This is a genomic window from Streptomyces sp. 3N207, assembly GCF_052246355.1.
In the GTDB taxonomy this organism is placed as follows: Bacteria; Actinomycetota; Actinomycetes; order Streptomycetales; family Streptomycetaceae; genus Streptomyces.
On the sequence record NZ_JBQQBV010000016.1, the window covers coordinates 124,015 to 136,528 of the forward strand.

A 12,514-nucleotide genomic window follows, 5' to 3' on the forward strand; every position below is an offset into this window, starting at 1 on the left:
CACCTTCCGGGGCCGGGCAGGCCGTCGGGCCGTCGGTCAGCGAGCTGGTGACCGGGCTCCGGGACGCTCCAGTGTGGCTTCGGGACGCTCCAGTGCCACCGTCGGCAGCAGCCTGGCGAGCGGCGCAGGGAGCCACCATGCGCGGCGGCCGAGCAGTCGCATCGCGGCGGGCACGATGAGGCAGCGGATGACCAGCGCGTCGAGCAGGATCGCCACCGCGAGCCCCAGACCGAACTGCTGCAGCATGCGGCTGGGGCTGAGGAGGAAGGCGGCGAAGACCACGATCATGATGGCCGCAGCCGCAGTGATCACCTTGCCGGTGGCGGCCAGGCCCTCCCGAACCGCATGACCGTGGTCTTCGGTGCGCTCCCACTCCTCGTGGATGCGGGAGATCAGGAAGACCTCGTAGTCCATGGAGAGCCCGAAGACGATCGCGAAGATCATCACGGGGATGAAGGCTTCGATGGGCCCCGGCTGCACCCCGAACCAGCCTTCTTGGAAGACCAGCGTGATCGCGCCCAGCGCCGCGGAGATGCTCAGCAGATTCAACAGCGCCGCCTTGAGCGGGATCAGGGCAGAGCGGAAGACCACCATGAGCAGCAGCGACGACATCCCGACGACGATCACCACGAAGAGCGGCATCCGCTGTGCGACGCTGTCGGCGAAGTCCTGGGTAGCGGCGGTCGATCCACCGACCAGGAACTCCGCGCCGGTGTCCCGCTCCAGGGGTGGCAGTACGTCGTCACGGAGCCGGTGTACGAGATCGGTGGTGCCCTCGTCCTGCGGCGCGGCCTCCGGGAAGACGATCAGCGTGGCGAGTCTGCCGTCCTTCGACGGCAGCGCGGGGCTGGTCGCGGCTACTCCGTCGGCCTTGACGAGGGCCGCCCGCGCGGCATTGCCTGCCGCCTGGTCGCCGTCCACGGCGACGATCAGCGGGCCGTTGAAGCCGGGGCCGAAGCCCTCCGCGAGGAGGTCGTACGCCTGCCGACTGGTCGAACTCCGCGGATCGTTGCCCGCGTCGGCGAAGCCGAGGCGCATCCCCAGTGCCGGAGCGGACAGCGCAAGGAGCGCGATGAGCGCGGCCAGCAGCGAGGGCAGCGGGCGACGCTGCACCGCTGCGGCCAACTGCCGCCAACGGGAGCCCTCTTCCCTCCCCTTGGCCTTGGCCTTCCCGGCATGCTTGCGTACCTGGTGCTGGATCCGACGACCGAACAGGGCGAGCAGGGCGGGCAGCAGGATCAGCGAGGCCGCCACGGTGATCAGCACCGTCAGCACCACCGCCAGGGCGACACCCTGCAGCGAGCCGAGGCCGAGCACCACCAGGCCGAGCAGCGCGAGGACCACGGTGCAGCCGGCGAAGAACACCGTGCGCCCCGCGGCGTCCAGGGCGAACCGGGCCGCACTGTCGGAATCCGCGCCGTGGACCAGTTCGTGCCGGTAGCGGTAGAAGATCAGCAGTGCGTAGTCGACGCCGACACCGAGCCCGACCAGCATCATGATCGGCGGAGTGAAATCGGCGACGGCGAACAGATGAGAGGCCAGGGCGATCAGCCCCACCGCACCGCCTACCGCGAACAGTGCGGTGACCAGCGGCAGCGCGGCCGCCACCAGCGAGCCGAAGAGGAGCACCAGGATGACCAGCGCGGCGAGCATGCCCGCCCCCTCGGCAGAACCGCTCTCTTCCTCCTCCGCGCCGCGCACGGCTTCGCCGCTGAGTTCGACCCGTAGACCGTCCTCGGCGGCGGCCTGCGCGGTGTCGATGATGTGTGTGACGTCGGCCTTGGGCACGCTCTGCGCCTTGTCGTCGAGCGTCACCGTGGCATAGCCGATCGTGCCGTCTTCCGAGACGGCAGAGGCGTCTGCGAAGGGGCTGCGCACCTCGGCGACGCTGGACTTGCCGCGTACCTGATCAAGCAGATGTTCCACGGCCGGCTTGCGTTCCGCGATGCCCTGCGGGTGTTCGAGGACGAGCTGGATGCTGTCCCCGGCCTGCAGCGAACTGTGCTGCTTCATCAGATCCGTTGCTGCCTGGGACTCGGTGCCGGGCAGCGTGAAGTCATTGCGGTAGTTGCTGCCGGCCGCCTGCGAGCCGACCGTGATCACGGCAAGCAGGAGTATCCAGAGCAGCACGGCGGCCCTGCGATGGCGCTGGGACCAGGCGGCGAGCCGTCCGAAGGTACCCGAGGAAGAGGCGGTGCCGGACGGCGCCGAGGCGTTGTTCGCGGGCGTGCCGCGTGAGTCGGACACGATTACCTGCCCTTGTTCTGTCGGAGCGGACGGCCGGCCCGATGGGCGCCGATCACTGCGCCGATGAGGGCGCACAGGACGGGCACAGCGATGAAGGCGGCCGGCAGGGTGCCGTCGCTCCCCTCGCGGGCGCGGTCATGGACGGGGATGAGGAAGGCGCCCATGGCTTCGGTCAGCAGAAAGCCCGTTGCCCCGCCGACCAGGAGGCCCAGCAGGGCGGCTGCGGCCTTGCCGCGGATGGACGGTTCGTTCATACGGGGAGCATGCGGGGCTGCGTTCGCGGCAGGCGTCAGCCCGCGGCGGACACTCGTGCTACCCCAGCGGTTGCGGTCCGGACGGACCGGTGTACGCCGGTGGTTGCGGGCCGGCGGACCGCTCGGCCCGGCAGGTCAGTCCGCCAGCCAGCCGGGGCGGACCATCCCTGACTCGTACGCCAGGACCACCAGCTGGGAGCGGTCGCGGGCCTCCAGCTTCGTCATGATCCGGCTGACATGGGTCTTCGCGGTGGCCGGGCTCAGCACCAGCCGGTGGGCGATCTCGTCGTTGGTCAGCCCGGCCGCGACCAGCTCCATCACCTCGCGCTCCCGCCCCGTCAGCGCATTCAGGCGTGGGCTCGGTTCCGGTGCCGCGACCCGGCCGGCGAACTCCGCGATCAGCCGCCGTGTGACGGAGGGGCTGATCAGCGCATCGCCGCGCGCCGCCACCCGTACCGCCTGCAACAGCTCCTCGGGCTCGGTGTCCTTCACCAGGAAGCCGGTGGCGCCTGCCCGCAGCGCCCCGTAGATGTGCTCGTCCAGGTCGAAGGTGGTCAGGACGACCACCTGCACGTCGGCGAGACGCGGATCGGCGGCGATCAGGCGGGACGCCTCGATGCCGTCCATGCCCGGCATCCGGATGTCCATCAGAACGACATCGGGGCGGAGTTCCCGGCAGGCGGCCACGGCCTCCTCGCCGTCGCTCACCTCTCCGACCACGGTGATGTCGTCCTCGTCCTCAAGGATCGAGCGGAACCCGGCGCGCACCAGGCGCTGGTCGTCGGCCAGCAGAGCCTTGATCATGTGAGGGTCGGCTCCGATCGTCACGTGATTCGATGGGTGAGGCCCGGTCGCCGAAGACCGGCCTGGACTCAACTCTCGTACGGAATACGGGCCCTGACAAAGAAGCCACCGCTCGGCCCTGGACCCGCGGATAGTTCGCCGCCGAGCGTAGCCGCCCGCTCCCGCATCCCGGCGATGCCGCTGCCCCCGGTGCTGTCACTCCTGGATTTTCGGTCCCATGCGCCCGTCGTATCCCCGTCGTCCTCGATCGTCAGTGAGAGCTGCCGCGTCCCGAAGCCGATCCGCACCTCCACCGCCGTGGCCCCGCGAGCATGCCGGGTCACATTGGTCAGCGACTCCTGAACGATCCGGAACGCCGCGAGATCCGCCGCGGCGGGCAGCGCCCGTGGCCGCCCCCGGTTGTGCACAGTGACATCGAGCCCCGCCGACTTCGCCGAGGCCACCAGCTCATCGAGGCGGGCAAGTCCGGGCGCGGGCCGCGTCGGCACCTCGTCGTCGACCTGGCGGAGTACCCCGAGCGTGGTGCGCAGCTCCCGCAGCGCCTCCCGACTGCTCTTCTTGATCGCTGCGAGGGCGTCCTCAGCCTGTTCCGGGTGTTTGTTCAGCCGATGCAGCGCTGCGCCGGCCTGCACATTGATCAGGGAGATGTTGTGCCCGACGACGTCATGCAGTTCGCGCGCGATCCGCAACCGCTCCTCGGTGGCCCGGCGCCGCGCCTTCTCCTCCGCGTAGGCGAACTGCCTGAACCGCATCGTGCCGAGCGCCACCATCGCGACCAGCCAGCCGGTGAGCATGAAGAGCGTGACGCCGTTGATCTCTTGGTTGCCGGCCAGCGTCCCGACGCCCACACCGATGACGGCAACGGCGGCGATGGCCACCGCCGCCTGGAGTCCGCCCTGGGCGGCCACCGAATAGAGCGCAACGATCAGGGCGATCATGAGAGGGCCGTCGTACTCGCTGGTGAGGTAGTACGCGGCGGTGCCGGCCAGGACGAGCAGCGCAACGGCCACCGGATACCGCCGCCGGAACGACAGCGCCCCGCACGAGGCCACGATCAGCAGCCAGCCGAGGACGGTCATGGGCCAGGGTTCCGCGGAGTTGCGGATCAGCGCCGCCGCACTCCCGACGGCAACCAGCAGGAGAACACCGCAGGCCGGCACCAAGTCCGCCGTGCGACCGTGCGGAAGCCGCAACCGACGCGTGGTCTCGCTTGCCATGCGACCAGCGTAGGCAGCCGCTGTGCCCCGCACCGTCGGCCGCACGGCGAAACCTTCCGCACCACTCCGCAACCACAGGTGTACGCCCACCTGCCCCGACTGCAACCCCAGGTGTAGGACAGCTGCCCGCCCACGGCCGACGCCCACAGCTCCGCCTCCTGTCCATGATCGGCGGCATGAACACGTACGAGCACGAACCCCAGGCCCCGACGCTGCTGAAGCGCCTGAACTGGCCCCTGACGACGGGACTGGCAGCCGTGGCGCTGATCAGGCCGCTGTTCTCGATCACCGGCCTGAGCGACAGCCTCGGCAAACCGGTCACCCCGCTGATCCTCACGGTGGCCATCTCGGCGGTATGGATCGGCGTCGGCGCCCTCAGCAGGGTGCGGGAGCCCCTGCTGACCCTCATCGCCGCCGGCCTCACCTATGCGCTCGGCACCATCGTGCTCAGCGGAGTTCTCTCGCCCCTGGTCGACGGCGAGTTGGACGGCCCCCTCGCTCATCCGCAGGCGATCGCACCCCTCTTCGCCGTCAACGCCGCCTGGGGCGCCCTCTGCGGTGCCTGCGCCTTGGGCCTGCGCAAGACGACTCGCTCGTAGCACCCCGCGGGACCGACGCTGTGGTTGGCGTGTCCGAACGCGGGCGCCGGCCTCGGAACTTCCTGGTTCTGCCGGGCAGCCCTCGGCCACCAGGGGTTGTTCACGGCTGCGGACCGGGTGCCTGAACAATCCCGTGCTGCGCTGAACTGGGCCTGCGGTGCCGGCATCCGGCGCGCGAAGACGGGGTCACAGCACGGAAAGAGGTCCTTGGATGTTCAAGAGGGAGAGCATCGCGGTGGTGGTCGCCGGGCTGCTGCTGGCCGTCGGCGGCTGCGGGGACGGGGCGGACGGGAAGGCCGACGCGTCGTCGGACAAGGGGTCGGGCAAGCCGACGCCGACACGGCCGCCGTCCAAGAAACTGGTGGCGTGGGTCGGCGACATGTGCGAGTCGACGACCGCGCTCAAGACCGCCCGGAAGGACAGCGCGGCGGACTTGAAGGAGATCCGCAACCCGGAAAAGGCCGGCCCGTCCGCCGAAGCCCTTGCCGTCGGCTACATCTCCCGCACACCGTGGACGGTGGAGGACGTGGAACGCGACCTGAAGGGCCTCGACCCGTCGGGCGTTCCCGCGGCCGACCGGCTGCGCGACGCCTGGCTGAAGAAACTGAAGGGCGTCGTGCCCGAACTCGAGAAGGTGTCCCCGGGTGCGGCCTTCGAAGACGCCGAGGGCAGCGCCGCGGACGTCGACAAGCTCATCCAGTCCCTCACATCGCCCAAGCCCGGCCTGCCCGCGCTGACGAAGAAGGACCCGCAGCTCGCGGCAGCACACAAGCGCGCCAAGCAGTGCGCCCCGGGATGGAAGCCCACCGAGGAGACGGGGAAGCCCGCACCCGCCCCCACCGGCCCGCTGCCCAAGGCGGCCGACGGCAAGAACACCGGCGCCTGCACGGACGGCAAGTGCGAGGTCCTGGTGACCTCGGCGGTGGACATCACGGCGAACGGGCTGAGCGTGCACGTCACTGCGGAGAAGGACTCCGTCACCTTCAACACGGCGAACAGCGTGATGCAGCTGGGCGGCTCGGGCGGCGTGGCCGAGTTCGGCGACGACCTCACCGTTACCGTCGTCGCGCAGAACGAGGACGGCGCCGTACTGAAGTTCACCACTCCCTGAGTGCCGCGCCGCCCGGTCGCCCCGCCCCGGCCGATCGCTAGCGGGCCCCGCACGCCTCCCGATAGCCGAGTTGTGGCAGGTGCTCCTCCCATTCGGCGCGGGTGAGGACGCCGCCGGTGCGGTCGCAGACGTAGTCCGCCGCCCGGTCCGCGTCCAGGATCCACACCCGGGCCGTCAGGTCGTAGCCGACGGAGGCGAGGGCGTCGCCATCCCGGTTGAACGCGACGGAGGTGACGGTATCGAGGTGGCCGGTGAGTGGCCGGCCGGCGGGCTCTGCACGGGCCGGGTCGGCCACATCCCACAGGCGGACCGTATGGTCGCCGCTGCCGGTCGCCAGCGTCTTTCCGTCCGGGGCGAAGGACACGGACCTCACCGGTCCGCGGTGCCCGGCCAGTTCCTTCCCCACCGGCCGCACGCGGTCCGCCCGTCGTACGTCCCACAGCCGCACGGTACGGTCGTCGCTGCCGGTCGCCAGCGTCTTCCCGTCCGGCGCGAAGGCCACCGCGTTGACCTCCTGGTCGTGCCCGGTGAGGGCCGCACCCGCAGGCCGTGCCCGCGCCCGGTCGGCTACGTGCCACAGCCGCGCCGTGTCGTCCTCGCTGCCGGTGGCCAGGGTGCGGCTGTCCCGTGCGAAGGCCACGGAGGTGACGGCGCCCCTGTGGCCGCGCAACGGTTTGCCGAGCGGCCGTACGCGGTCCGCCCGTCGTACGTCCCACAGCCGCGCCTTGTTGTCGCGTCCCCCGGTGGCCAGCGTGCGGCCGTCCGGGGTGAACGCAACGGCGAGGGCGCCGCCGTCATGTGCGTCCAGCGGTTCTCCGAGCGGGGCGGGACGTTCGGGTGCGGAGACGTCCCACATGCGTACGGTGCCGTCCTTCGAGCCGCTGGCCACCGTACGGCCGTCCGGGGCGAACGCGACGGCCAGCACCTCGTCCTTGTGACCGGCGAGCGTCCGCGGTATCCGGCGCGGGCGGCCCGGCTCGTCCACGTCCCACAGGCGGATCAGCGCGTCGTCGGTGCTGGCAGCGGCGAGCAGGCGGCCGTCGGGGCTGTAGGCGACGGCGGTCAGCGGGTTGGTGAAGTCGGTGAGGACGGTCGGCGGCCGGTGCCAGAGGCGGACGCTGCCGTCGGCGCCGGTGCTGGCGAGGGTACGGCCGTCGGGATGGAAGGCCACCTCCCACACGGCCTCCGTATGGCCGGTCAGCGGTTCCCCGAGCTGCTGCGGGTATGCGGGGTTGGCCACGTTCCACAGGATCGGCGAGTCGTCCTCGCCCGCGGACGCCAGGGTGCGGCCGTCGGGACTGAAGGCCACCGACAGGACCGGCGCCGTGTGCTCGGTGAGCGGTTCACCCAGCGGTCGCAGTCGGGCCGGGGCGGACGCGTCCCACAGCCGTACGGTCTCGTCGAAGCCGGCCGTGGCCAGCGTCCGGCCGTCCGGGGAGAAGGCCAGCGTCCAGACGGCGGCGGTATGTTCGCGCAGCGGCTTGCCGAGCGGTTCGAGCCCGTCGCCCTCGCTGGACCGCCACATGCGTACGGTGCCGTCGTAACCGGCCGTGGCCAGGGTGTCCCCGTCCGGGGCGAATGCGACGGCGCGGACGCTGCCCGACTCTGAGCCGTCCGCCTCGGCGGGCTTGCCGAACGGCGCGGGGTGGGCCGGGTCGCTCAGGTCCCACAGTCGTACGGTCCCGTCGTCGCCCGCGGTGGCCAGCCTCCGACCGTCCGGGGCGAACGCTACGGAGACGATGTTCTGCTCGTCGTGGCTGACCAGCGGCCGGCCGACGGCGCGGGGCCGCTCCCGGTCGTGTACGTCCCAGAGCTGGATGCCGCCGCCCTTCCCGGTGGCCACCAGCAAGTCGCCCTCCTGCGGAGAGAAGGCGACCGCGCCGACCGGTCCCGTACGAAGGCGCAGCGGCTCGCCCAGCGGCCTGCCCATGCCTTCGGACCCTGGCCCTCCAGCCGTGTCCCACAGCCGGACCACCCCGTCGTGTCCGCCGCCGGCAAGGGTGCGGCCGTCGGGCGCGTACGCCACGGAGCTGCCGACACCGCCGTGGCCGGGCAGCCGGGTTGACAGCGTCCGGCCCGCGTCCGAGGCCAGCCGGGCCCGCAGGTCCGGAGTGGAGCGCATGCGGTGCGCGGTGACATCGAGCCGGGCGGCGAGCCCGGAGTGGGAGTCGCGGACTCGGTCCGCCTCGGCGGTGAGGCGGCCGAAGACGGCGTCGTCCCGCTCGGCCTGCGCGGTGGCGCGCGCCTGGAGGGCGACGACGGCGGTGCCGGTGGCGAGCAGCACGAGCGCGGCGAGGACGGCCACAACCGAACGGCGCAGCTGCGTGGCTCGGTGCCGGCGCCGGAGCGAGGTGGTGAGGAACTGCCGTTCCAGCGGGATGAGTTCGTCACCGCGCCGACCGTCCGGAGTCGGGCGCTGCGGGAAGGCTTCGCGGGCGGCGTCCAGCCGGGAACCGGCGTAGAGCGCGGCGTTCTCCCGGCCGAGTTCCTGCCAGGTGCGGGCAGCCTCGGAGAGTGCGCGGTGGACGCGCAGCCGGTCGCGTTCGGCGTCGATCCACGCGCGCAGCCGGGGCCAGGCGGTGATGAGGGCTTCGTGGGCGAGGTCGACGGTGCCGTCGTCGAAGGTGATCAGGCGGGCGCGGACGAGGCGTTCCAGTACGACTCGGGTGTCGGCGGGGCTGTCGAAGTCGAGCTCCGCGTGTTCGGTGGGGCGACGCGTGTCCGGAGCGCCGTCGCCGCCGGGCGCCACCAGGCGCAACAGGACACGGCGGGCCAACTCGGCCTGTGGCGCGGTCAGTTCGCCGTACACCTGCTCGGCCGTACGGACGACGGCGCCGTGCAGCCCACCGGCCGCCTCGTACGCGCCCTCGCTCAGGGCTCGCCCGCTGCGGTGGCGCCAGGTCTCCAGCAGGGCGTGCGACATCAACGGCAGTCCGCCGGGGGCGCCCTCGACCTCGTCCAGGAGGCGGTCGGTGAGGGAGCGCTCGACGATCAGGCCCGCTGCGGCGGCCGGGCGGACGACGGCCTCCCGCAGCTCCGCGCGGCTCATCGGCCCGGCGAGCAGCGTGGTGTGCTGCAACGCGGCGGTGAGGCCGGGATGTTCGGCGCAGCGGCCGAGGAAGTCGGCCCGCACCGCGATGACGACGCGCAGCCGGCTGTCGGCATCGGTGGCGGCGACGAGGCGGTCGATGAAAGTGTCCCGGTCCGCCGGGTCGGCGCCCAGGGTGTACAGCTCCTCGAACTGGTCGACGATCAGCCAGGTGTCGGCGTCGGTGTCGGGTACGGGCAGAAGCCGGTCGGCGTGTGTGCGCAGCGGGTCCGCACCGGGCGTGAGGATCCGTACGGCCGCGGGAGTGGTGTCACGGTCCCCGCCGCCTGCGCCGTCACGCGGGGCCCGCAGCCGGGGGATCAGGCCGGCACGCAACAGCGAGGACTTGCCGCTGCCGGAGGGGCCGAAGACGGCGGTGAAGCGGTGCTTGCGGTTCAGCTCGGTCAGCTGTTCCACGAGCTCGTCGCGGCCGAAGAACAGCTCGGCGTCGCCAGGTTCGAACCGGGTCAGGCCGCGGTACGGCGGACGGGAGGTCTCCTCGGCGGCGGCCTCGGCGGCCAACTCCGCCGACGCCGCGCGCCAGCGCCGCTCCCACTCGATCATGTCGCCGCCGCACGCCTTCACATAGGCGAGCGTCACTGCACGGGTGGGCAGCCGCTTCCCGGCCGCCGCCTGCGACAGCGCGGTCACCCCGTACCGCGCCCGCTGAGCCATCGCCCGGTATGTGGGCTTCCCCGCGGCCTCGCGCAGCGCGCGCAGCTCGGCGGCGAACCGCGGTACGGGTCCGGCCTTTTGATCCAGCTCGCCCTCGGTGCGCCCCGGTTTCGGTTGTCCCGACACGTGCCCGCCCCACCCCCGTACCCCACGCCGCCGCCGGCCCATCACCCAGCGCGTCCGCTCGGGCGCCCAAGGTAGGCAGCCGCGAGAACGGCCGCAACCGAACTTCCGGCGTATCGGCAGGCGGGGCAAGGGTGCTCACCCGATCTTCACGACTCCTCCCGACCAGTTCGTCTCCCGGCCAGTTCGTCCGGTTCACGCCTTCAGGTTGTGCCGCGCCCGGGGGAGAGGGCCTGCTGAACGACGGCGACGCGGTGGCTGTACGGCACGTTGCCGACTGCGTGTGGTCAGCCGCCGACGTGGATGCCGGGGCGCTGGTCCGGATCGGGTTCGTTGCTGCGGATGATCTCGCGCACGACCGGTGCCGTATCACCGCGGCCGAGCAGGAAGTACCGGTACATGTGACGCAGCGGGCTGCCTTCGGCCCAGGCGAAGTAGCAGTGCGGCTTGACACCGGTGGCATCGCGCAGGGCCAGGAGGATGGCGGCGATGGCGTTCGGTGCGGCGGGGGCCTCGGTGCGCAGAATGCGATAGCCGTCGACTTCGACGCCGTGGATGGTGAGGGTGTCGCTGAAGTCGGACGGGTCGACCACGTCGATCTCGAGGAACAGCACGTCGGCGGGACCGGGAACGGGGTTGGTTCCGCGCTGCTCCCGCTCCTTGAGGCTGTACTCGGCCCGGTCGCCGGCCTGGCGCCGGTTGGCGATGATGTTGATGGAGTTGTCGAAGGCGAGGGTGTCGGTGACGAACCGACGGGCGGCAGGGTCGAAGACGATGCGGTCGGCGCGCAGTTCCGTGGTACGTGAGACGCGGGAGACGAGCGACACGAGAACGATGCCGACGATGAACAGGCCGGAGATCGCGATGCCGTCGGGCTTGTCGACGATGTTGTAGACCAGGGCGTAGAGCAGGACGACGGTGAGCAGTGCGAAACCGACGGCCGTGACCCTGCGTCGGTGCCGGGCGACCGAGACGGTGACGGCGAAGGCACCGGAGACCATCATGGCGAGGATGCCGGTGGCGTAGGCGCCTGCTTGGGCGTCGACGTCGGCGTCGAAGGCGATCGTGATGCAGACGCACACGGCGGTGTAGACGAGGACGACCGGCCGTACGGCGCGTCCCCACTCCGGTGCCATGCCGTAACCCGGCAGGTATCTGGGGACGATGTTCACCAGTCCCGCCATCGCGGACGCGCCCGCGAACCAGAGGATGAGGATGGTGCTGATGTCGTAGACGGTGCCGAACGCCTCTCCGACCTGTTCGTGCGCCAGCCAGGCCAGGGCCCGGCCGTTGGCCGCGCCGCCGGGCTCGAACTCCTTGTGCGGGATGAGAACGGTGGTCACGAAGCTGGCGGACAGCAGATAGACGCTCATGATGAGTGCGGCGGTGGTCAGCAGCGCGCGGGTGTTGCGGATCCGCGAGCGCAGCCGCTGCTCGGCATCGGCGCCCGCTGCGGATACGAGCGGCATCATGCTGACGCCGGTCTCGAAGCCGGAAAGTCCCAGCACGAGCAGCGGAAACGCCAAGAGCGCCGGGCCCATCAGGTCGCCGAAGCCGCCGCCGCCGTCGAGCAGCGCGTCCGACCAGTCCGAGAGGGCCCCCGGGGTGGTGAAGACATCGACCAGGCCGGCGGCGATGACGATCGCGTTCAGCGCCAGGAAGAGTGCGACCAGCGGGATGGCGACGCTGACCGCTTCGCTGAACCCGAGCAGAAAGACGCCTCCGAGCACCAGCAGCAGAGCCACCGTGAGCGCGACCTCGTGGCCGTGCAGGGCGTGCGGGAAGAACGGGTTCTCCACGACATGCACGGAGGCGTCCGCCGTGGACAGGGTGATCGTGATGATCCAGGAGGTCGCCACGAAGCCGAGCAGGACCAGCACGAACAGCTTGCCCCACCAGAACGGCAGGAGGTCTTCCAGCATCGCCACCGACCCGGCACCGCGCGGGCTCTGCCGCGCCACGTGCCGGTACATCGGCAACATCCCCAGCAGGGTCAAGGCCACGATCAGCAGCGTCGCCAACGGAGAGACCGCTCCGGCCGCCAGGGCTGCGATGGCCGGGACGTAGGCGAGGCTGGAGAAGTAGTCGACACCCGTCAGGCACATCACCTTCCACCAAGGGTGTGGCTTGACGTGCCCCTCACCGGCGGCCGGCCCGACCGGCTCCACCTGATGGCGCAGCAACCAGCCGGCCATTTTCCCGGTCGGCTGGTTCCGCAGAGCCGGGCTGTCCACCACTTCGGGAACAGCCGACCCGTCCGCTTCTGCCATTTCCTTGGTCAGCCCTTCTCGTCTGCCGAATGCACCTGTCGCGGCAGTCACCGTCTGTGGGGAACCGCCGCGGTCACCGAGTATGCGCTGCGCCGATGGCACGGTGCGGTAGCGGGTCCGTGCACG

At 71.3% G+C, this 12,514-nt stretch carries 8 protein-coding genes; 2 read left to right on the plus strand and 6 right to left on the minus strand.

Features of this window, described 5'->3' with window-relative positions:
- Positions 1-36: 36 nt before the first annotated feature.
- The 4 genes from ACTWP9_RS24225 to ACTWP9_RS24240 form a co-directional block, all read right to left on the minus strand.
- Entirely contained in the window at positions 37-2,247 is a 2,211-nt protein-coding gene (locus ACTWP9_RS24225) for an MMPL family transporter (RefSeq protein ID WP_443248361.1), read from the minus strand.
- 2 nt (positions 2,248-2,249) lie between these two features.
- The gene (locus ACTWP9_RS24230) at positions 2,250-2,501 is read right to left on the minus strand and encodes a hypothetical protein (RefSeq protein WP_443248362.1); all 252 of its coding nucleotides are present in this window, start codon (positions 2,499-2,501) and stop codon (positions 2,250-2,252) included.
- Between the two features lie 135 nt (positions 2,502-2,636).
- Complete coding sequence (locus ACTWP9_RS24235) at positions 2,637-3,305, minus strand: response regulator (protein ID WP_443248363.1); 669 nt, start codon at positions 3,303-3,305, stop codon at positions 2,637-2,639.
- Positions 3,306-3,373: 68 nt separating this feature from the next.
- The gene (locus ACTWP9_RS24240) at positions 3,374-4,522 is read right to left on the minus strand and encodes a sensor histidine kinase (RefSeq protein ID WP_443248364.1); all 1,149 of its coding nucleotides are present in this window, start codon (positions 4,520-4,522) and stop codon (positions 3,374-3,376) included.
- 176 nt (positions 4,523-4,698) lie between these two features.
- On the opposite strand from ACTWP9_RS24240, the gene ACTWP9_RS24245 reads away from it, so the two are divergent.
- Together ACTWP9_RS24245 and ACTWP9_RS24250 are read left to right on the plus strand one after the other, a co-directional pair.
- The gene (locus ACTWP9_RS24245) at positions 4,699-5,121 is read left to right on the plus strand and encodes a hypothetical protein (protein WP_443248365.1); all 423 of its coding nucleotides are present in this window, start codon (positions 4,699-4,701) and stop codon (positions 5,119-5,121) included.
- Between the two features lie 211 nt (positions 5,122-5,332).
- Positions 5,333-6,232: a hypothetical protein gene (locus ACTWP9_RS24250; RefSeq protein ID WP_443248366.1), complete on the plus strand. Its 900-nt coding sequence runs from the start codon at positions 5,333-5,335 to the stop codon at positions 6,230-6,232.
- Between the two features lie 37 nt (positions 6,233-6,269).
- Here the strand turns inward: ACTWP9_RS24250 and ACTWP9_RS24255 are convergent, their stop codons facing one another.
- Together ACTWP9_RS24255 and ACTWP9_RS24260 are read right to left on the minus strand one after the other, a co-directional pair.
- Positions 6,270-10,121, minus strand: a complete 3,852-nt coding sequence (locus ACTWP9_RS24255; protein WP_443248367.1) for an nSTAND1 domain-containing NTPase — start codon at positions 10,119-10,121, stop codon at positions 6,270-6,272.
- A 284-nt stretch (positions 10,122-10,405) separates the two neighbouring features.
- The gene (locus ACTWP9_RS24260; RefSeq protein ID WP_443248416.1) at positions 10,406-12,313 is read right to left on the minus strand and encodes an amino acid transporter; all 1,908 of its coding nucleotides are present in this window, start codon (positions 12,311-12,313) and stop codon (positions 10,406-10,408) included.
- Positions 12,314-12,514: the final 201 nt, after the last annotated feature.

Coding starts and splice junctions, on each gene's coding strand:
- ACTWP9_RS24230 (WP_443248362.1), bottom strand. CDS start 2,501: ATGAACGAACCGTCCATCCGCGGCAAGGCCGCAGCCGCCCTGCTGGGC.
- ACTWP9_RS24260 (WP_443248416.1), bottom strand. CDS start 12,313: ATGGCCGGCTGGTTGCTGCGCCATCAGGTGGAGCCGGTCGGGCCGGCC.
- ACTWP9_RS24250 (WP_443248366.1), top strand. CDS start 5,333: ATGTTCAAGAGGGAGAGCATCGCGGTGGTGGTCGCCGGGCTGCTGCTG.
- ACTWP9_RS24245 (WP_443248365.1), top strand. CDS start 4,699: ATGAACACGTACGAGCACGAACCCCAGGCCCCGACGCTGCTGAAGCGC.
- ACTWP9_RS24240 (WP_443248364.1), bottom strand. CDS start 4,522: ATGGCAAGCGAGACCACGCGTCGGTTGCGGCTTCCGCACGGTCGCACG.
- ACTWP9_RS24235 (WP_443248363.1), bottom strand. CDS start 3,305: ATGATCAAGGCTCTGCTGGCCGACGACCAGCGCCTGGTGCGCGCCGGG.